We start from the raw sequence: 18,439 nt of genomic DNA on the forward strand, positions 1-18,439 counted from the left end.
TGGTGCGCTTTCAGTCTCTCCTTGCGTTTTTTACGCATGACAGGCTGGCGGTGCGCACCGGGGTAACACGGTGTGAGATTTCAGCCGTGCCGCTGATGTGGGCCAAGTGCAAGCGAACAATGCGAGGGGCGCCGCTGCGCGCCTTCACGCTGGTGGAACTGCTGGTGGTGATCGCGATCATCGGCGGCCTCGTCGCGCTGCTGCTCCCGGCGGTGCAATCGGCCCGCGAAGCGAGCCGCCGCACGGCGTGTCAGAACCACCTGCGGCAGATCGGGCTGGCGCTGCAGGGCTATGCCGATGGACGCGACGCGCTACCGATTGGCTGTGAGGGATGCGGCTCGTTCCCGGCCGGAAAGCTCACCTCGTGGAACACGCGGCTCTTGCCACACCTAGAACGCCACTCGCTAGCCGACGCCTACGACGACACCCTGCCGGCGAAGGACGTCGCCAACCGGGCGGTCGCCATCGTCGTTGAAGAGTTCCTCTGCCCAAGCGAGCCCGAACCGCAACAGATCGAACCAACGGGGAGCTGGCGCGGCTGCGCCTACACCGACTACGGCGGCGTGTTCGGCGTCGAAGGCGTCGGCGCCGGCTCGGGCAGCGGCATCGACGAAGAGAACTTCGGCGTGCTGGTCTACGACACTCCGATCCAACTCGCCGACATCACCGACGGCCTCGCCCACACGCTGGCGGTCGCCGAGGTGCTCGAGCGCCGCACCGCGGACACGGTGTGGACCAACGGCCACAACGTTTTCGCGCAGGAATCAACGGCGCCGATCAACGCCGCGTCGGTGTTAGGGGGCGACCTGGGCAGCCCGCACCCCGGCGGCGCCTTGGGGGTGTTTTGCGACGGGCACGTCCAGTGGCTCGCCAGCGAGACACCGCAAGCGCAACTCAACGCCTGGCTCACCCGGGCTGGTGGTGAGGTGACGCCATGAGACCCCTCATTGCCGTGATGATTGGTTCGATCGCGGTCGCGGCGCAATCCGCACCGCTTCAGTCGTTCGACGACATCCGTTACTGGATCGGCGAGGGCGCCCACCACGCCGCGCTGGCGATCGACTGGGACGGCGCCACGAACGACGACGAGGCGCTCGTCTGGGGATACCGCTGGGAGGGCGAGGCGGTCGGCGAGACCATGCTGCGCGACGTGATCGCCGCCGACGAGCGGCTGTTCGCCAAGCTCGGCGCCAACCGGCTCGGTGTCGCCACCCTGGGGCTGGGCTACGACCGCGACGACGACGGCGAGTTCGCCATCGACGACGGGACCCTCTTCGACGCCGACGGGATCGCCAACGCGAGCTTCTCCAACGCCGACGGCGCCACGGCGATTGGGGGCATCGACCTCTACCGTGAAGGGTGGAACGACGCCTACTGGCACTACGCGGTTGGCGCCTCCGCCGCGGGGGGGCCCGTCTGGGCGACCACTGGCTACGGGCCGTCGTCGCAGCCGCTCGTCGATGGCGCTTGGCACGGCTTTGCGATCGCCGTGACGCTCAACGCGGACGAGTTTCCGCAAAACCTGTCCGCCGCCGAGCCCGCCACCATCGCGGGTGACTTCAACAACGACGGACGCATCGACGCCGCCGACTACACGGTCTGGCGCGACGCCGAAGGGCCGGCAATCGACTACACCCTCTGGGCTATGGCGTACGGATCGGACGGCGCCGTTTCGATCCCCGAGCCAGCAACCCTACTACTTCTCTTGTTACCCCTGCTGACGAACTATTTACACCTCGAGAGAGCCTGATGAAGACCCCGCTGTGCTTCCGTTTGATCGTTCCGCTGATCGCCCTCCCCGTGGGCGGCATGACCGCGCTCGCCGCCGACCCGTGGGCCGATCGGGTGGTGAGCTACGACCCTGGGACCGGCGTGCCGGCCGTCTTCGGAAGCAACCCGCCGGTGCTGTTTGATGTCGCCGACGCCGCCCTCGGCATGCCGACCCGCCAGAGCGTCGCCTTCGGCGGCTACGTCGTGTCGCCCTTCAGCGCGCCAACCGATCCGACGGAAGTGGTCGCCCTCGGGGATGGCGGAACCCTCGTGGTCGCCTTCGACGAACCGGTTACCGACGACCCGCTCAATCCGTTCGGAATCGACCTGCTGGTCTTCGGCAACGCGTTCTTTTTAACGAGCGATTACAATTTCGACGCGGCGACAACCGTCACGGGCGTCGACACCGAAGGGGGAATCCTCGCCATCAGCGCCGACGGGGTGAACTGGGATACGGTCACCAACCTCGACGCGGACGGCCTTTACCCGACCAACGGATACGCCGATACGACCGACTTCTTTCCCGCCTCGCCGGGCGGCGTGTTGGCGGACTTCACGCTGCCAGTCGATCCCGCCTTCAACCCAAACGGACTCGGCGCCGAGGCCCTCGTGGCGGGGTACGGCGGGTCGGGCGGTGGCGCAGGGATCGACATCGGGGCTTACGGCTTGTCGTCGGTAAGTTATGTCCGCGTCACGAATGCGAGCGGTTCAGGGTTCACCCCCGAGATCGACGGCTTCGCCGATGTCAGCGCTACGCCCGAGCCAACCTCACTGCTGCTCGTCGCGCTCGCGACGCTCCCCGTGTTCAGGCGGGGGCGTTGATGCCTGACGCGACGCAGCGCAATGCGTTGCAGCCGGGCGCCGACTACTACGTCGAACGCGGGGGCGTCGTCTTCACGGCGGCGTTCCTCGCTCGGCGTGGCGTGTGCTGCGACAACGGTTGCCGACATTGCCCCTACCGCCAGGTTGAGCCGTCGGCGCTAGCCGCGGGCGGCGCGCCGATTGACGCCGTCCCCGGGCTACAATCACCGCATGGAGCTTGATCCCCGTCGCACCGCGATCGAACGGAACCGCCAAGCGTGGAACGACTTGGTGGCTAGCGGCGCCGCTCTCACGCAGCCAGCGGGCGACACGGAGTTTGCCGAGCCGCTACGGGCGATTGACCCCGACGGTTGGCTGCGGCGCGGGCTCGGTGGCTCGGTTGTTGGTAAGCGCGTGCTTTGCCTCGCGGCGGGGGGCGGCCGACAGGGGCCGCTCCACGCCGCGGCGGGGATGGAGGTCACCGTGGTCGATGTCAGCGAGGCGATGCTCGAGAAAGATCGCGTTGTTGCTTCGAACCGCGGCTACCGCCTGCGTCTGTGTCGTGCTTCGATGGATGATTTGTCGGAGCTGGGCGACGGCGAATTCGACGCGGTCGTTCAGCCGGTGAGCACCTGCTACGTGCCCGACGTGGCGCCCGTCTATCGCGAAGTGGCGCGGGTGCTGCGGCCCGGCGGCGTCTATGTGTCGCAGCACAAGACGCCGACCAGCCTGCAGGCGGCGGCGAAGCTCGAGTTCCCGGGGCGGTTGTCGCTCGAGACGCCGTACTACCACGACGGCCCGCTCCCCACCGCCGAGCCGTGCCGCACCCGCGAGCCGGGGACGCTGGAGTTTCTGCACCGCTGGGAAGAGCTCATCGGCGGTCTCTGCCGCGCGGGTTTCGTTATCGAAGATCTCAGCGAGCCGTCGCACACCGCCGAGCCCGGCGACCACGGCCGCCGCAGCCACTTCGTAGCGCCTTACGTGCGGATTCTAGCGCGGCGTACCAGCTAATTAGCTAATGACGAACCGCGACCGTCAGGGAGCGACCGAAAGAGGCGCCAGCCGTCTCGATTCGCCGCAAAAAAACAGGCGTCTGTCCGACCAATCGCAAACGGATCAAATCGAGACATCCAGCTTTGTCGGTTCGAGCGATTCGGGCTCTGCCTTCTCATCGTCAACCGATTCCGAAGAGCGTTTGAAGAGTTTCGGCGTGAGGGCCATGAGGGAGGCACCGGTGATCAGCGCTTGCATCGCGTAGTAGGGAAGGAAGTCTTCCGGCCTAGGAGCTATCGGAGGACCGCCACGCGGCTTCATCGCAAGGTACGTAGCGCCGAGCACGCAGACGGAAGGCGCGCCGATGAGGGCGATCCAGCGTTTTCTTCCCCGCGGGCAGAGCCGATTGAGATAAGAAATCGCCACCGCCAGCGCTGCTTCAGCGACGCTCAGCAAGAGGATCAGCGGACTCAGCAGGTAGCCCCATTCCACGTCCCGTAGCGCGGCGATCAAGATCGCTACGACAAGCGTGGCCCAGAGGATCGTCGCAATCCCAAACCGACTTCGACGCGGCGAGATCGTGGTGGGCCCGGCGGCGGACGCCAACCAGCGAGCAACCATCACGCCCAAGCAGGTCAAAGCGAAGATCGGAAAGACAACGGGCCGCAGATAGTCCTCTTCGCCCGGTTGTTCGACGAGCCCAATCGCCGTCAGTAGCAGCGCGGAGGTGATGGTGAGTCGCGGCGCCCAACCTCGCAACGAGTGGGTGGTCCAGATCGCCAGTAAGCTGAGTTGGGCTCCGAACAGAGCAAGAACGGCCAATTCAACCCAATCGCTCACCGAGGCGCCGCCCAAATTCAAGGCGACGACATCCACCGCCACGAACGCCGCCAGCAAGAACGGCAACAGCGGCCGCCGGCGTAGGCGGCGGCGCCAGAGGCGGCGGTGGGACTCGGAGAGCATCGCCCTATCGTAACCGCGCCGGGCTCGGCTCCGCTAAGGCGGATGCGGCAAGTCCTGCCGGGGCGCCGGTCTCTTCGATAGCGACGTAGCGGGTGGGCGGGCTTGCGACAACCAGAGCCCAACGTGCGAGCCGACGGCGATCGCCGAACAGAAGATCAGCGATTCAAGGTAGGTCCGCGGGAAGCTCAACAGAGACGATACGACCAAAACGACGGCGACCGTAGCAACCACCCGCAGGAGTTTGCTTCGAAATCGACGATACGTAGCGACGACGGCGGGAAAGATGGCGCAGAAGGCAAGGAAACCGAACGCCGCTTTCGGCCCTCCATAGATCCGATCGATCTCGGTGTTGACGCCAATGGCGGTGATGAAGGCGACGGTCGTGGTGACTCTAAGGATGCCGAGGATCGTTAGCCGGAAGCGGCGGCCCTTGAGTTCTGGCTGCGACGGTTTCGGAACGGCGTAGGGAGCCCCACAGTGGGGGCACGTTATCCGCTTGGCAATCCACCGCACGCTATGCTCGATTCCCGCGGCGGCGACAGGAATTATCCGAAGCAGCAGCAGCGTCGCCGCGACGACGAAAAAAACCGAAATGACCGCACTCGCCCATAATGATAGCCGGTTGCTGCGTTCCATGGGGAACGCGATGGCTAGCAGTAGCGGGATCACCAGCATCACGACGGCGAGACGCGCCCAAGTCAATCGCCGCGAGTAGGTGATCCAACGGGACGCAAGTCCTAGCTGAGCAACCCCGATCCCAAACACGCTATCGCGGACAAAATCGAGTCGGTCATTCGTTCTCACAACAAGGATGAACAAGCCGTTGAAGGCCACGAGGATCAGCCCCAGCCACGGTAGCAGCGGCCGCCGGCGGAGGCGGCGGCGCCAGAGGCGGCGATAGCTTTCGGGGAGCATCCCGCCATGCTAACCGGTCGGGGCCGGGGCGGCGCGTTGCGGTCGGGGCCGCGGGCAGCGAGAATTGAGGGCCCGGCCGTCACCACCGTCCACGAGTCCGTCGCCCCCTGCCGTCTGTGTCCAACCTCCTCGAAAAGTGCTGCCTTATCGGCGAGTCGGTCGGCGGCGACCCGACGCACTTCATGATCGAGCGGGCCCTGGACGACCTGGGGCTCGATTGGCGATTCCTCTCTTTTGAGACCGCGGCCGATCGGCTCGCCGAGGCGCTGGCGGGCGCCGACGCGCTCGGCTTCGCCGGGGTGCGGCTCCGGGGGACGCTCGCCGACAAGCCGCCGGCGATCGCGTCGCGGACCGAACGCGCCCGACGGACCGGCCGGATCACCCATCTGACACGGCACGACGGCGTCCTGCAGGGAGACGACGCGACCGGCCCTGCGCTCGTCGAGGCGCTGGCCGAGTTCGGCGACCCGACCGGCAAGCGAGTCGTCCTGCTCGGCGCCGGCGGCGCAGCGCCGTCGATCGCCGACGTGCTGGTCGAGTGCGGCGCGGCGCTGGTGGCGGTCGCCGACGCGTCGTCCGACCGGGCCGCCGCCGTGGTGCTCGCCGCCCAGACGCAGCGGAGCGACGCCGCGCCGAAAGACTCGCTAGCGTGCGAGGTCCGGCCGTTGGCGTGGGAAGGGGACTGGCTCGACCTGCCCGACCACGTCGATTGGGTCGTCTCAACCGCCTCGTGGCCCAAGAGCGACAACGAACGGATCGCCAAGGTGATCGCTCCCGAGCTGAACGATTCCCACGTCGTCATCGACTTGGGGATCGGCTCGAACCGCTCCCCTTTGCAACTGGCGGCGGCCGGCCGCGGGGCGACGGTGATCGGCGGCTTGCCGGTGCTGGTAGCGAAGACGGCGCTAGCGGTCGAGGCGTGGACGGGCCTCGAGGTCGACCGCGCCGTGCTCCGCGACGCCGCCGAAGAGTTCTTGGGGGTGTAAAACTCCCTCCCCTTGATGGGGAGGGTCGGGGAGGGGTGAAGAACCCTGGTACCCGCTTTCTCCCTCCCCTAACCCCTCCCCACCAGGGGGAGGGGGACCCCATGGCTAACATAAAAGTTGGACCGTTGAACCGCGGCCTCTTCATCACCGGAACCGGCACCGAGGTCGGCAAGACCTATGTCACCGCGTTGATTGCACGCCAACTCGTCGCCGAAGGCGTGCGGGTCGGCGTCTACAAGCCGGCGGCGAGCGGCTGTCACCAGGAGGGCGGCACGCTGGTCTCTGACGACGCGCTGGTCTCTAACGACGCAGTGGCGCTCTGGGAAGCGGCCGGCCGGCCGTTGTCGCTCGAAGCGGTCTGCCCCCAGCGTTTCGCGGCGCCGCTCGCCCCGCACCGGGCCGCCCGCGAAGAAGGGCGCCGCGTTGACGCCGCGTTACTGCGGAGCGGGTACGACGTCTGGCGCGACGCGTTCGATTTTGTCTTGGTCGAGGGTGCCGGCGGGTTGATGTCGCCGCTGTCGGACGACGACTACAACGCCGACTTGGCGATCGATCTCGGCCTGCCGCTGGTAGTGGTCGCGGCGAATCGGCTTGGCGTGATCAACGACACGCTGCAGACGGTAATCACGGCAAGCGTGATCGACTCGCTCCGTCCGGGGAAAGAACTCCGCGTCGCCGGCGTGGTGCTCAACGACGTCGCCCCGACCGGCGACGCGAGCCGGGCGACGAACGCCGCGGAGCTCGACGAACGCGTGGGGCCGCCGCTGCTGGGCTGCGTGAAGTGGGCTGGCGGGATTGACCGAGCCGTTAATTGGCAAGCCTTGTAGGGAACGCCCTCCGTGGCGTTCCGTGACCCCGGATACCCACTTCGCGGAACGCCACGGAGGGCGTTCCCTACTTCGTTAACTGTCACACCGACGCCATCTCAGTGGCGTGCTCGACCGCGCGGCCTTCGGCGGCGGACGTGTCGGCCGTCAGGCGGAGCGTGACGCTCCAGCGGCCCTGGTCGTCGCCCTGCAGGATCCAGTGCGGCTGGACCACGATCGACTGGTTGACCAGCTCAAAGCCCCCTTCGCTTTGGCTGACCGTCGAGATCGGGTAGGTCCAGATCGACGTCGGCCGGTCGCTGGTGAGGCCCATGTCGAGGCCGAGCCAGCCATCCACTAGGTGCAGCTCTTCGATGTCCTTGAAGTCTTGCGGCACGCCGAGCTGGCCGATCGACTCGCCGTTGCCGAAGTGGAAGAAGCGGTCGTCGGCGCCGGCGGGGAGGCCGGCCAGATCGATCACGGTGCTGAAGTGCAGCGGCCGATCGGTCGGCAGGTCCTCCAGCAGGTAGGCGATCTCGAGGGTTGCGCCACCCGCGTCGAGCGTCACGCCTTTGGTGAGCCGCACGGGACAGCCATCGACGTGCCCCTCGCGGGTGAAGAGGGCCTGCATCCGCTCGGGCTTGCGGCGGAGCTTGGTCTCGTACGTGGCGCCAACAAAGTCGCCCGCCTCGCGGGCTTCGCTCCGTGAGACCGCGTCGCGCGAGACGTCGAGGTCGTAGAAGTGGTCGGTGAGGCTGCGACGCGGCCGGTCGTCGTATTGCAGCATCTCATCGAGGCCTTCCTGCTTGAAGACGACGCGATCGTGGATGCTGGCGACGTCCCCACCGGTCTGGTCGGGGCCGGCGAGCACCTTGCGGTGGTACGCCTCTTCGCGGCGGGCGAGCGTCGCCGCCACGTTCAGGCAGATCGACCGCACGTCGAGCTCGTACAGCTCGGCGCCGTCGGACGGCGTCAGCAGGGCGACCAAGCGGTTCGAGGCGAGGCGCACCTCTTGGCGGGCGTCGAGGTTGTAGTCGGCCGTGTCGAGTTCGACCCAGTCGGCGCCGTCGACGCCGCGTCCCTCGCGCTGGTCGAGCAGGTTCTCGGCGGCGATCAGGTGGTTGTAGACCGCGTGCCGCAGGTGGGGCAGGTAGACACCGCCGAAGGCGCCGTGCCAGTAGCTGCAGTTGCACTGGCCGCGGTAGAGCTCGGTGCGGGCCGCGTCGAGGGTGCGGCACGGCTCGGCGTCGTCACGCCGGCAGGCGTCGGCCTGCACCTCGGCGAGGCGGCGGCTGATCATCTGCATGCGGGCGTACATGTCGCTCGTTTCGGGGTAGCGGACCTTGAAGTTCCGCCAGAACCCGCCGCGGGCGAATTCGGAGATGCCCTCCCACTTGCCGGCGTCCTGCAGTTCGTGGGCCACGTCGTGGTAGCAGTTCTGCTGCGCGGCGGGCAACGCCCACTCGGTCATTTCGCGGTAGCTGCACTCGGGGATATAGAGCTTCCCGAGCGGGCCGATCGAGTCGAGCGCCTCGGCGGGAGTCGTGACCTTGAGCCAGTCGCTGTTCTCTTGCAACGCGTCGAAGAACCGCCGCAGCCAGCCGTGCTTGTAGACGTGGTCCTTGGTGTCGGGCCACGTGCCGAGCTTCTCGCCGTCGTCGCCGAACAGGACGATCGCGCCGGGCTGACGCTCGTGGACCTGCCGCAGGTAGTCGATCGTCTCGTGCGGTTCGGCGAAGGGGATCGTGTAGCGCAGCTTCTCGCTGCCGGGGAAGACCGACAGCAGGCGGGTGTCTTCCTCGGTCAGGTAGTAGCCGTGCAGCTGGTGCTCGGTCCAGCCGGCGTTCTTGAAGTGGAAGTCGTCGAGGATGGTGTACTCCATCCCCGCCTCGACGAGGTCGCGCGTGAGCGACTGCTCCCAGACCCGTTCGGGCATCCACATGCCACGCACCCGGGCGCCCAGACGCTCGGTGAGCCACTGGCTGTAGGCGCGGATCTGCCCGACGCGGTCCCGGCTGGGGATCATCGTCAAGATCGGCTCGTAGAACGGCCCGCCGAGGATCTCGATTCGGCCCTCCGCAACGAGCCGCGCCAGCCGGTGCAGGTACTCGGGCCGGTGCTGCTCGAGCCACTCGATCAGCGAGCCGCTGGTGTGCAGACCAATCGGCAGCCCACGGTAGTCCTCGAACACGTCGAGAAACGGCAGATAGCTGTCCTGATAGGCCTGTTCGATGACGCCATCGAAGTTGCCGATCGGTTGGTGGTTGTGCAGCACCAGCACTAGCCGTAGCGGTTGGCTCATCACAGACGCTTCAGGGGTAGCGGGAACTTGGGGGTGGGGGCGTCGCGCCTAGGTCGTCTTCGACCGACAAAGTCCGCCGGCATGACCGCGATGGTAGCGAACGACGACGTAAGCCGTCCACGCGGCGCCGCTAGCACATCCGGATAATTCGGGTGATTTCCACCGGCCAGGCCGGACGACCGGCAGGGCGGACGGGGCCTTCGCGGTTTGCCTAGTCCGCAGAGTCATTGGTCGGTAGTAATCGGGGTGGCGATCGATTTCGCCAGAACTCGGGCCGCTTCTTCGGGCGCGACGGGACTGGTCCAGAGACCGGTCGCGAGCTCGAGGCCGGCAATCCCAGACGATCGTGGCACGACTTCGATCCACCAATCGGCCTCCCTTCCTGTGGCGAGCGACGCCGGCGGCGTCTGAACGATCAGATTGTACGCATCGCAGCGGGCCGAGTGGGTCGCCGCCTCGACAACACACTGCAGCAATTGTGCCAAGCGTTGAGCGCCGTCGCCGCTGGCGAGTTGGCTGAGCGTCGGCGCCTGGCGGGTTGGCCGTAGCCAGCACTCGTAGGCGAAGCGGGGCGCCGGCGGCGAGACAACCCGCCACGCGGCGTCCTCCCAGGCGATCGACTCTTCGCTGACGATCCCACCACGCCAGAGATTGACGCAGGCCGCGGGCGTCTGGGGCAGGGCGATCACTTGGCTGTGGGCGTGTGCGAGCGACGCGCCGGCGGCGCGGCCCTCGTTCTTGAACACCAACGAGTAGTCGAAGCGTCCTTCGCCGCGCCAGTAAATCAATCGCCGCGCCCAGGCGGTCACCGCCGCGGCCGCCTCGGCCGCCGTCAATTCGACGAAACGCCGGACGTGGCGGGGCGATTCGACAACGACCTCCTGAACCCCGTCGGCGCCCTCGACCGCCGGGTAGTGGTTCGGCACGACCCGGGCGAGCCACCCGCCGGCGGCGTCAGCGACGCGGTCGACCTCGGGGGGCGTGTCGATTTCGGCGCCGGCGCAGAAAGGGCAGCGACGCTCGGCGTGATCGGCGCCAAAGTCACTCGGCCGCTCCGCCCGCCGCGGGGCGATCCGGACGGTTCGATCACTCAGTGGGTCGTAGCGCCAGGACAACGTAGTCGAGTCCGCGGGGCGGACGATAAAAGCGGCAACGCTCAAACGCTGCGGAAAGTCTCAAGGGCGGTCCGCACAGCGGACCCTACGCCATCGCCGGCGCCTTGGCCATCGTCCGCTCGTAGAGCTCGACATACTGCCGGGCGCTGCGGTCCCAAGACCAGTCCTGTTGCATGCCGGTCTGGACGATCTGCCGCCAGACGTCGGGCCGGCGATAGGCCCGCACGGCCCGGTCGATCACGTTCGAGAGGGCGTAGGCCGAGGCGTCGGCGAACGAGAAACCGTTGGCCGTGCCATTGCCGAGCGTCGTCTCGGTGGCGTCGGTGATCGTGTCGGCCAGGCCGCCCGTCTCGCGGACGATTGGCACCGCGCCGTACTTGAGGCTGTACATCTGGTTGAGCCCGCACGGCTCGTAGCGGCTGGGCATCAGGAACATGTCCGCGCCCGCCTCGATGCGGTGGGCCAGGTCGTTCGAGAAGCCGACCCGGACCGCGACGCGCTCGGGGTGTTCGGCCGCCAGCCGCTGCATCATCTGTTCGTAGTAAGGTTCGCCCGTACCGAGGAGCACCCACTGGGCTTCGAGTGACTCGGCGAGTCGCGGCATGACGTCCGAGATCAGGTCGAAACCTTTCTGGTCCGCCAGGCGGCCGATGTTCGCCAGCAGCGGCACGTCGTCGCGGATCGGCAGGCCCATCTCCTGCTGCAAGGCGCGTTTGCAGACCGCCTTGCCGGCGGCGTAGTCATCGACGCCGTAAGTCGTCGGCAAGAAGGCGTCGTGGGCCGGGTTCCAGGCGCCGTAATCGACGCCATTCAGCACGCCCGCCAAGTCGGCGTGGCGGTGGCGCAGCACGCCCTCCAGGCCACAGCTCATCGGCGGGTCTTGGATCTCCTGGGCGTAGCGCGGGCTCACCGTGCTCAGCATGGTGGCCTGCGAGAGGGCCGCCTTCATGAAGTTGATCCGCCCGTAGAACTCGAGCTCTTGCCAGTTGAAGTGCTCCCAACCGAGGCCAGTAAGCTCCATGTCCCAGTGCCAGAAGCTCCCCTGGTAGGCCAGGTTGTGGACCGTGTAGAGCGTCGTGACGTTCTCGAGCGAAGGCCGATCGGCGTACAGCGTTTGCAGATAAGTGGGGATCAGCCCCGACTGCCAGTCGTGGCAGTGGATCACGTCGACATCGAGCCCCAGCAGCGCCGGCGCCTCGAGCACCGCCCGGTTGAAGAAGACGAACCGTTCGCAGTTGTCGATGTAGTCGCCCGACGCTTCGCGATACAGCCCGGGCCGATTGAAGTAGCCGTGCTGCTCGACCAGGTAGACCGGCACGTTGCTGCCGGGGAGCGTGCTGCGGAGGTACTCGCCGACGACCCGCTTGCGGCCGATGGGGATCTCGAAATGGACGCCCGTTGGCTCGATCGGTTGCCCCGATTCCAACGCCTGGCGGAACGCCGGGAGGAACAGCGTCGGCCGGACGCCGAGCCCCTCCAGGGCCACCGGCAGCGAGCCGCACACGTCACCCAGGCCGCCCGTCTTACAGAACGGGACCGCCTCGGTCGTCGCAAAAAAGATATTCACAGCGCGGCCGTCCAGCGAAGGAACACGTGAGCCGGAGGGCCGACCGATCGGTCAGCCTTCCGGGCGTCGCCTCGGGGTCCAAGGCGGGGAGCGTAGAAGAGAAATCGACCCAACCGACGAATCTTATGCAGTCGTTCCGGTTTGCCAAACCCTTTGGTGCGGGTCCCCGCGCCGAACGGCCGACCCGACCGGCGCAATCGGAACCGCCTGGCGCTAACAAATCACGAATCGAGACAGGATAAACGGGATCAACAGGATCGGTATCGCGCCGTCATCCTGCTGATCATGTAAATCCTGTCGAAAAGCGAGCGAGTGTTAGCCCTCTTGGCGTCTTGGCGGGTGCGTAGCGGTTTGCGACCATAGGCGTATGGATTCCGCCACCGCTGCCGCCGAGATTTCGCCCGCCGCCCGGCTCGCCGCCGCCGAGGGGCTCGTCGCGATCGGCGCCCAGATGCACGCCGCCGGCTGGTCCCGGGCCACCAGCAGCAACTACAGCGTCCGCCTGTCGGCCGACCCGCTCCGGCTGCTCGTCACCGCTAGCGGCAAGCACAAAGACCGGCTCACCACCGACGATTTCGTGCTGATCGACGAATCGGGCGGCGCCGTCGAGCCCGACGCGCTCAAGTCGTCGGCCGAGACGATGCTGCACGTGGTCCTGGCCCGCGACGCCGGCGCCGGGGCGATCGTTCATACCCACTCGGTCTGGGGGACGCTGCTCTCCGATATTCACGGCCCGGAGGGGGTCGTCACCCTCGCCGGCTACGAGATGCTTAAGGCGCTGCCGGGGATCAAGACGCACGACACGGCGGTCGATATCGCGATTTTCCCCAACACGCAGGATATCGACGCCCTCGCCGCCGAATTGAGCGATCGCCTCAAGGCGGGCGACGACGCCGTCCGCTACGGTTTCCTGATCAACAAACACGGCCTCTACACCTGGGCCGACCAGCTCGACAGCGCCCGCGCCTGCGTCGAGGCGCTCGAATTCTTGTTCGAGTGCGAAGGGCGACGGCTCAAACTGTAGAATACGCCGGTACGCAGTTCCTCCGCGGGCTGACGCCCTGCGACTCGCCGCCCGATCGCAGCAACCCGTTCTCTTAGCTCCTATCCTTTGGGCACTCTGCTATGGCCACCGTCAAAGTCCCCGCCACTGGCGCCCAGATCGACGACCCCGCCGAGATCGGCGCGTTCCTCAAGCCCTACGGCATCTGGCACGAGCGCTGGGAAGTCGAGGGCCGCATCGGCGACGACGCGACCGCCGAGGAGATCCTCGCCGCTTACGAGCCCGAGATCGAACGCCTCAAGCGGGCGGGCTCGTTCGTGACAGCCGACGTGATCAACGTCTCGCCCGAGACGCCGAACCTCGACGCGATGCTCACGAAGTTCGACAAGGAGCACACCCACTCCGAGGACGAGGTCCGCTTCACCGTCCGCGGCCACGGCGTTTTTTGGATCAACCCCGCGGGGGACGACCCGGTGTTCGCCATCGAGGTTGGCGTTGGCGACCTGATCAACGTGCCGCAGGGCACCAAGCATTGGTTCCACCTCTGCAACGACCGCACGATCCGCTGCATCCGCCTGTTCCAAGAGACCAGCGGCTGGACTCCGGAGTACATCGACGACGGCGTGCATGTCGAGCACCCGCCCGTCTGCTGGGGCCCGAATTTCCTCACCGCCGAAGCGGGCTCCGCCGCCCTCGGCGACGGCCCGGTGCGGCTGTAGTCAGTTTTATTTGAACCACCAAGGACACGAAGAAGAAAAGATAAGCCGCCCACGATTTAAACGAATGGACGCGAATTGGAAGAGGATTCGTGCCGATTCGTGTGATTCGTGGGCAGACAACGCTTCTTCGCTCCTTGTTGGTTTCTCTTCCTCAGATGAGCTAGATCAGCGTGCAATTCACAGGTCGGGGCGTACTGGTTGACGTCGAGGGGACGACCTCGGCGGTCGCCTACGTCTACGACGTGATGTTCCCCTTCGCCCGGCGGGGGATCGAGGCGTACGTCACTGCGCACTGGGCCGACGAGTCGTTCGCTGCGGTGCGGGAGCAATTCGCCGCCGATGCGGGCCACGAACTGGCGTCCCCCGCTGAGCTGGTCGCGGAGGCCGAGCGCCTAATGGACGGCGACGTGAAGGCGACCGGCCTCAAGCAGTTGCAGGGCCTCGTCTGGGAAGCCGGCTTCCGCTCTGGTGAGTTGCAAGCGCACGTCTTCGCCGACGTGCCGCCGGCGCTCGCCGCTTGGCGCGAGGCGGGCGTCGATGTGCGGGTTTACTCGTCCGGCAGCATCCACGCCCAGCGGCTCTTCTTCGGCCACACCGAGGCGGGCGACCTGTCGCCCTCGTTTAGCGGGCACTACGACACGACCACCGGCCCCAAACGCGAGGCGCCGAGCTACACCGCGATCGCCGCCGACTGGAGCCTCGCGCCGAGCGAGATTCTGTTCCTCAGCGACGTGACCGAAGAGCTCGAAGCGGCCCGCGCCGCCGGGATGCAAACGGCCCTCGTGAACCGCCCGGGCAACGCCGAGCCAACCACCGTTGATCCACCGCACACGGCGATCGAGTCGTTTGCCGAGATCGACCTCGAAACCGTAGGCGAGCCCTCGACGTAAGTCGGGGGAGGGCGCCGTGTACCCGCTTCCCTCCCTCGACTGACGTCGAGGGCTCGCCGTCGGACTCAGCGCGACGCTTCTCCGAGCATCTTCGATAGTTCGTCGAACTCCGCACGCCGCTTGTCGCCGCCGAGTGTCGGCTCGAGCAGCCGCGTGATCGCGAGCAGTTTGCGGGCGTCGCCGTGTTGGCCTAATTCTGTCATCAGCCGCACTCGGGCGAGCCGCGCCTCGAACCAGTCGTCGGAGCCCGCGTTGCTGCGCGACTCGATCGCCCGCCACCGGGCCAGCGCCGCGGCGCGCTCGGCGGCGTCTTTGCTCTGAGCGAGCAGCCGGGCGTACGCGACCTGCACGCCGCGGTCGTCGGGCCGCTCGGCGGCGAGCCGCTCGTAGAGTCGCCGCGCGTCGGCGTCGCGGCCGGCGTCGGCGAGGGCCGCGGCGGCCCCGACGCCATCGCCTTCGCCACCTTCCAGCGCCACGACGCTCCGCTCAAGGCGATCCGCCTCGTCGAGCAACGACCCCGCCCGCGCGAGCAACCGCCGGTGCGTTGTTTCGAGGAGTTGGCGGCGTTCGTCGGCGGGGCCGGGGTAGGCCGACTCGATCGCCTTCGCCGCCTCGCCCGAGTCGCCGGCGGCGAGCGACGAGACGACGAGGGTCACTGCGGCGCGGCGTTCCCACGCCGGGTCGGGCAGCGGGCGCGCGGCGAGCGCCTGCCGCAAGAGCCGTCGGGCGTTTTCGAGTCCGTCCGCATCGCTCTCGAGCGCGCCGCGGGCGAGCGTCAACGCCGCCTCTCGCTGGAGCGGCGTCCACGCATCGGGCCACTTCGTCGGATTCACAAAAATAAGCGGCTGCAGATCGTTCCACGCCGTCATGAGTCGTTCCTTCGACGGCTCCTCAGCGAGGCATCCGGCATGCGCGGCGACGAGTAGCTCGCGCGACCTTTCGTAATGAGGATCGCCGGCGTCGATTTGCGCCAGAGCGTCGAGCAACGGCTCCCACTGCCGCCGACGGGCGAGGAGTTCAACCCGGCCCCAGCGGGCCGCTTGGGCGGTCGGGGCGTCGGACCAGGTCGCCAAGTGCTGTTCGAGGAGCTTGGCGTAGGCGGCGAGTTGGTCGGGTCGCGCCGGATCGAGCGTCGCGCCGAGTGCTTCGATCGCGGTGGCGTGGGCCGCGGCGGCGCGGGGGTCGCGGGGATTGCGGAGGGCGGCTTGCTGGAACCGCTCAGCCGCGTCGGCGAGCCGTCCCTGCGAACGGAGCGCCTCGGCGGCGGTCAGTGACAGTTCGAAGGAGCGACCCGTCGCTCCCGCGCGAAAGGCGAGCGCCGCCGCCCGATCGAGCGCAGCAACCGCTTCATCGACATGGCCGTCCTGGTAGTGCGCGCCCGCGGCGGCGGCGAGCGTCTCGACCTCGTCGGGCGCCTCGGTAGCGGCGCGTTCGAAGCCCGCGGCGGCGCGGTCGAGGTCGGCGTCGAGCGGAGACTGCGCGGCGGCGCTACAAGCCAACGACAGCAGTATCGAAACGATGCGGCAAGTTTTCCCCTCCCTTTTCAGGGGAGGGGCTAGGGGAGGGGTTAACGCGTTCAGGAGCTTACGTTCAGCACAAGCCGCTCGGGCAAAAGGCAGCGTTACACCGAGGCGCCCCCAGCCAGATGCCGTACCCCCTCCCCTATCCCCTCCCCCCGTGGGGGAGGGGGATTGGTCAAACCTCATGGCGATTTCTCCGCCGTGGGAAACGCGTCGGCGGCGAGGAGCACGCGTTGGAACCCCGCCGCGCGAGCCGCGTCGTACGCGCCAACGACGTCGCGCATCGGCACGGCAGCGCCGGCGTCGATCGTCACCGGCAGGCTACGGTCGATGGCGGCCAGCTGGCTGAGTAGCGCGGTGAGTTCCGACAGGTCGGCCGTCTGGCGGCCGCCGTTGACGGTCCAAGTGGTGGCTTCGCCCCGCAGGGCGCCGACGATTGTCACGTCTTCTAGCTCGGGCTGCGCGGTTGACGCCGAACCCGCCCCTGGCGTCTCCGTAGCAACGATTAGGCTCGCCGCGAGGTTCTGTTCGGGCTCTTCGAACGACGCCGTGCAGAGAAAGAAGACCAGCAGCAAGAAGACGACGTCGATCATCGGCGTCATCGCCGTGGCGATCGGGTTGGCGCCGACCAAGCGGCGGTGCGTGGGGACCTTCATGGCCGCCGCTCCTTGCCGTAGACCGCCAGCGCGATGTCCTCGACGCCCGCCTCGGCGCAGGCGGCGAGCGCCGGCTCGATGGCGGAGTAGGGCGCCGCCTGGTCGCTACGCAGCCGCACGCGCAAAACTCCTCCCTCGGTCGCCTGTTGCGCTTGCAGTCGCGTGACGAGATCGTCGACCGTGACCAACGCCGCCCCGAGCGACAACGCGCCGCCCGCGTCGACGTTGATCGTTAGCCGGGGCGACGGATCGTCGTCCGCCTCCCCCGTCGCGGCGCTCGGCAGGTCGAGCGCCAGGCGGCTCTCACGTCGCGCAAGATGGCTGCTCACGAGGAAGAAGATGATCAGCAGGAACACGACGTCGATCATCGGCGTCATGTTCGGCTCGACGCCGTGCGACTTCGATTTGCCGACGCGACAACGCACTACGGGCCTCCCGCCAGCGAGAGAAGGCCACCAACAATCCCCCTCCCTCGTAGGGAGGGGCTAGGGGAGGGTAATCGGCGTCGATCGGAGTCGTGGTTGCGAAGCCGCAGGGGTTCGCACCACAATCGGCTTAAGGAGTTTTTCGGTTGCGGACAGCGCCGACCCTCCCCTAGCCCCTCCCTGGAAGGGAGGGGGATCAGCGGGGCGGTGGCGTGGTTGTTGCGATTTCGCATCAGGTGACGCTCGGATTCGTCGCGGGGGGGCGCTGCAGCCTAGTGGGCGCCGCGGTCGATAGGGCCCGCTTCAGCGGCCGCGTCGCGGACTCGGCTTGGGCGATCACCTCCGCGGCAATCGCGTCGACACGGTTACGGAGCACGGCGTAAACGCCCAACGCGGGGATCGCCACGAGCAGTCCGCCGACCGTCGTGACCAGCGCCTCGTAGATGCCGCCGGCGAGCTCCGCGGCGGTCGCGGCGCCCTGCGTAGCGGCGACCTCGCGGAAGGCGAACAGCATCCCGACCACGGTGCCGAGCAGGCCGACCATTGGCGCCAGGTTGCCGATCACCGCGAGGTAATCGATCCGCCGCAACAGACGCGAGGCCGCCGCCTCGGCGGCGTCTTCCATCGCTTTCTCCACCGCGGGCCAGGCCGGCTCGGAAGAAGCGGCAAGTTCGGTCGCTTCGTCGAGCGCCGCGGCGACGACCTCGCCGAGCATCCCCCCGTCGGCGCAGGCCTGCCGGGCGGCGGGCAGGTCGCCGCTCTCGAGGAGCTTACGGACGCGCGTCCCCAGCCCCTCGGGCGCGTGGCGGGCGAGTCGCAGCGTCGCCAACTGTTCAACCGCGAGCGCGAGCGCCCCCAGCGACAGTAGCAGCAGCACGCCCAGGAGCGCCATGCCGGCGACGCCGCCCGAGGTGACGAGCTGCCAGGCCCAAGCGGCGTCGGCGAAGGGCGGGTGAGGCATAGGGCTCTGAGCGAAGGGGTGGTGGCGTAGCCGACGGGCCGAGAAGC

19 protein-coding genes are annotated in these 18,439 nt (G+C 67.7%); 10 read left to right on the top strand and 9 right to left on the bottom strand.

What is annotated here, in order from left to right:
• The first annotated feature begins 119 nt into the window (after nt 1-119).
• From Pla108_RS12690 to Pla108_RS12710, 5 genes are read left to right on the top strand one after another with little or no spacing between them, the layout of a single operon-like run.
• Nucleotides 120-938 (top strand): DUF1559 family PulG-like putative transporter, encoded by an 819-nt coding sequence (locus tag Pla108_RS12690; protein WP_197526520.1) that lies wholly within the window; start codon nt 120-122, stop codon nt 936-938.
• Entirely contained in the window at nt 935-1,750 is an 816-nt protein-coding gene (locus Pla108_RS12695; RefSeq protein WP_146445326.1) for a hypothetical protein, read from the top strand. The genes Pla108_RS12690 and Pla108_RS12695 overlap by 4 nt, the downstream gene beginning before the upstream one ends.
• Nucleotides 1,750-2,592 carry a hypothetical protein gene (locus Pla108_RS12700; RefSeq protein ID WP_146445327.1) on the top strand — a complete coding sequence of 281 codons (843 nt, stop codon included), beginning with the start codon at nt 1,750-1,752 and terminating at the stop codon, nt 2,590-2,592. Before Pla108_RS12695 ends, Pla108_RS12700 begins: the two co-directional genes overlap by 1 nt.
• Entirely contained in the window at nt 2,592-2,813 is a 222-nt protein-coding gene (locus Pla108_RS12705) for a DUF5522 domain-containing protein (protein WP_146445328.1), read from the top strand. The genes Pla108_RS12700 and Pla108_RS12705 overlap by 1 nt, the downstream gene beginning before the upstream one ends.
• Entirely contained in the window at nt 2,803-3,582 is a 780-nt protein-coding gene (locus tag Pla108_RS12710) for a class I SAM-dependent methyltransferase (RefSeq protein ID WP_231934475.1), read from the top strand. Before Pla108_RS12705 ends, Pla108_RS12710 begins: the two co-directional genes overlap by 11 nt.
• 105 nt (nt 3,583-3,687) lie before the next feature.
• On the opposite strand, the gene Pla108_RS12715 is transcribed toward Pla108_RS12710, so the two are convergent.
• On the bottom strand, nt 3,688-4,527 hold the full coding sequence (locus tag Pla108_RS12715; RefSeq protein ID WP_146445329.1) for a hypothetical protein: 840 nt from the start codon (nt 4,525-4,527) through the stop codon (nt 3,688-3,690).
• A gap of 33 nt (nt 4,528-4,560) precedes the next feature.
• The gene (locus tag Pla108_RS12720; protein ID WP_146445330.1) at nt 4,561-5,442 is read right to left on the bottom strand and encodes a hypothetical protein; all 882 of its coding nucleotides are present in this window, start codon (nt 5,440-5,442) and stop codon (nt 4,561-4,563) included.
• A 116-nt stretch (nt 5,443-5,558) separates the two neighbouring features.
• On the opposite strand from Pla108_RS12720, the gene Pla108_RS12725 reads away from it, so the two are divergent.
• A complete protein-coding gene (locus tag Pla108_RS12725; RefSeq protein WP_146445331.1) occupies nt 5,559-6,428 on the top strand; it encodes a shikimate dehydrogenase family protein in 870 nt (289 codons plus the stop codon).
• Nucleotides 6,429-6,529: 101 nt separating this feature from the next.
• Nucleotides 6,530-7,255 (top strand): dethiobiotin synthase, encoded by a 726-nt coding sequence (bioD, locus tag Pla108_RS12730; RefSeq protein WP_146445332.1) that lies wholly within the window; start codon nt 6,530-6,532, stop codon nt 7,253-7,255.
• 82 nt (nt 7,256-7,337) lie between these two features.
• Here the strand turns inward: bioD and Pla108_RS12735 are convergent, their stop codons facing one another.
• The 3 genes from Pla108_RS12735 to glgA all read right to left on the bottom strand — a co-directional run bounded on the left by Pla108_RS12735 (nt 7,338) and on the right by glgA (nt 12,218).
• On the bottom strand, nt 7,338-9,536 hold the full coding sequence (locus Pla108_RS12735) for an alpha-amylase/4-alpha-glucanotransferase domain-containing protein (protein ID WP_146445333.1): 2,199 nt from the start codon (nt 9,534-9,536) through the stop codon (nt 7,338-7,340).
• A gap of 224 nt (nt 9,537-9,760) precedes the next feature.
• Entirely contained in the window at nt 9,761-10,651 is an 891-nt protein-coding gene (locus Pla108_RS12740) for a DUF4931 domain-containing protein (protein WP_197526521.1), read from the bottom strand.
• 85 nt (nt 10,652-10,736) lie between these two features.
• Complete coding sequence (gene glgA, locus Pla108_RS12745) at nt 10,737-12,218, bottom strand: glycogen synthase GlgA (RefSeq protein WP_146445335.1); 1,482 nt, start codon at nt 12,216-12,218, stop codon at nt 10,737-10,739.
• 367 nt (nt 12,219-12,585) lie between these two features.
• Between glgA and mtnB the strand changes: the two genes are divergently transcribed.
• The 3 genes from mtnB (at nt 12,586) to mtnC (ending at nt 14,830) form a co-directional block, all read left to right on the top strand.
• On the top strand, nt 12,586-13,242 hold the full coding sequence (gene mtnB / locus Pla108_RS12750; RefSeq protein WP_146445336.1) for a methylthioribulose 1-phosphate dehydratase: 657 nt from the start codon (nt 12,586-12,588) through the stop codon (nt 13,240-13,242).
• 101 nt (nt 13,243-13,343) lie between these two features.
• A complete protein-coding gene (locus tag Pla108_RS12755; protein ID WP_146445337.1) occupies nt 13,344-13,940 on the top strand; it encodes a 1,2-dihydroxy-3-keto-5-methylthiopentene dioxygenase in 597 nt (198 codons plus the stop codon).
• A 170-nt stretch (nt 13,941-14,110) separates the two neighbouring features.
• Nucleotides 14,111-14,830 carry an acireductone synthase gene (gene mtnC, locus Pla108_RS12760; RefSeq protein ID WP_197526522.1) on the top strand — a complete coding sequence of 240 codons (720 nt, stop codon included), beginning with the start codon at nt 14,111-14,113 and terminating at the stop codon, nt 14,828-14,830.
• 65 nt (nt 14,831-14,895) lie between these two features.
• On the opposite strand, the gene Pla108_RS12765 is transcribed toward mtnC, so the two are convergent.
• The 4 genes from Pla108_RS12765 to Pla108_RS12780 form a co-directional block, all read right to left on the bottom strand.
• Nucleotides 14,896-16,329, bottom strand: coding sequence for a hypothetical protein (locus Pla108_RS12765; RefSeq protein WP_146445339.1), 1,434 nt, complete (start codon nt 16,327-16,329; stop codon nt 14,896-14,898).
• A 203-nt stretch (nt 16,330-16,532) separates the two neighbouring features.
• Nucleotides 16,533-17,006, bottom strand: a complete 474-nt coding sequence (locus Pla108_RS12770; protein ID WP_146445340.1) for an ExbD/TolR family protein — start codon at nt 17,004-17,006, stop codon at nt 16,533-16,535.
• Nucleotides 17,003-17,431, bottom strand: a complete 429-nt coding sequence (locus Pla108_RS12775; RefSeq protein ID WP_231934477.1) for an ExbD/TolR family protein — start codon at nt 17,429-17,431, stop codon at nt 17,003-17,005. Before Pla108_RS12775 ends, Pla108_RS12770 begins: the two co-directional genes overlap by 4 nt.
• A 232-nt stretch (nt 17,432-17,663) precedes the next feature.
• On the bottom strand, nt 17,664-18,392 hold the full coding sequence (locus Pla108_RS12780; protein ID WP_146445341.1) for a MotA/TolQ/ExbB proton channel family protein: 729 nt from the start codon (nt 18,390-18,392) through the stop codon (nt 17,664-17,666).
• Between the last annotated feature and the right edge of the window lie 47 nt (nt 18,393-18,439).

Source organism: Botrimarina colliarenosi (assembly GCF_007859955.1).
Taxonomy (GTDB): domain Bacteria; phylum Planctomycetota; class Planctomycetia; order Pirellulales; family Lacipirellulaceae; genus Botrimarina; species Botrimarina colliarenosi.

Bases quoted from the DNA above. Each gene is read 5' to 3' on its own strand.
- Pla108_RS12710 (WP_231934475.1), top strand. From the start codon at position 2,803: ATGGAGCTTGATCCCCGTCGCACCGCGATCGAACGGAACCGCCAAGCG.
- Pla108_RS12720 (WP_146445330.1), bottom strand. From the start codon at position 5,442: ATGCTCCCCGAAAGCTATCGCCGCCTCTGGCGCCGCCGCCTCCGCCGG.
- Pla108_RS12695 (WP_146445326.1), top strand. From the start codon at position 935: ATGAGACCCCTCATTGCCGTGATGATTGGTTCGATCGCGGTCGCGGCG.
- mtnB (WP_146445336.1), top strand. From the start codon at position 12,586: ATGGATTCCGCCACCGCTGCCGCCGAGATTTCGCCCGCCGCCCGGCTC.
- bioD (WP_146445332.1), top strand. From the start codon at position 6,530: ATGGCTAACATAAAAGTTGGACCGTTGAACCGCGGCCTCTTCATCACC.
- Pla108_RS12735 (WP_146445333.1), bottom strand. From the start codon at position 9,536: ATGAGCCAACCGCTACGGCTAGTGCTGGTGCTGCACAACCACCAACCG.
- Pla108_RS12690 (WP_197526520.1), top strand. From the start codon at position 120: ATGCGAGGGGCGCCGCTGCGCGCCTTCACGCTGGTGGAACTGCTGGTG.
- Pla108_RS12700 (WP_146445327.1), top strand. From the start codon at position 1,750: ATGAAGACCCCGCTGTGCTTCCGTTTGATCGTTCCGCTGATCGCCCTC.
- Pla108_RS12755 (WP_146445337.1), top strand. From the start codon at position 13,344: ATGGCCACCGTCAAAGTCCCCGCCACTGGCGCCCAGATCGACGACCCC.
- Pla108_RS12780 (WP_146445341.1), bottom strand. From the start codon at position 18,392: ATGCCTCACCCGCCCTTCGCCGACGCCGCTTGGGCCTGGCAGCTCGTC.
- Pla108_RS12705 (WP_146445328.1), top strand. From the start codon at position 2,592: ATGCCTGACGCGACGCAGCGCAATGCGTTGCAGCCGGGCGCCGACTAC.
- Pla108_RS12715 (WP_146445329.1), bottom strand. From the start codon at position 4,527: ATGCTCTCCGAGTCCCACCGCCGCCTCTGGCGCCGCCGCCTACGCCGG.
- Pla108_RS12770 (WP_146445340.1), bottom strand. From the start codon at position 17,006: ATGAAGGTCCCCACGCACCGCCGCTTGGTCGGCGCCAACCCGATCGCC.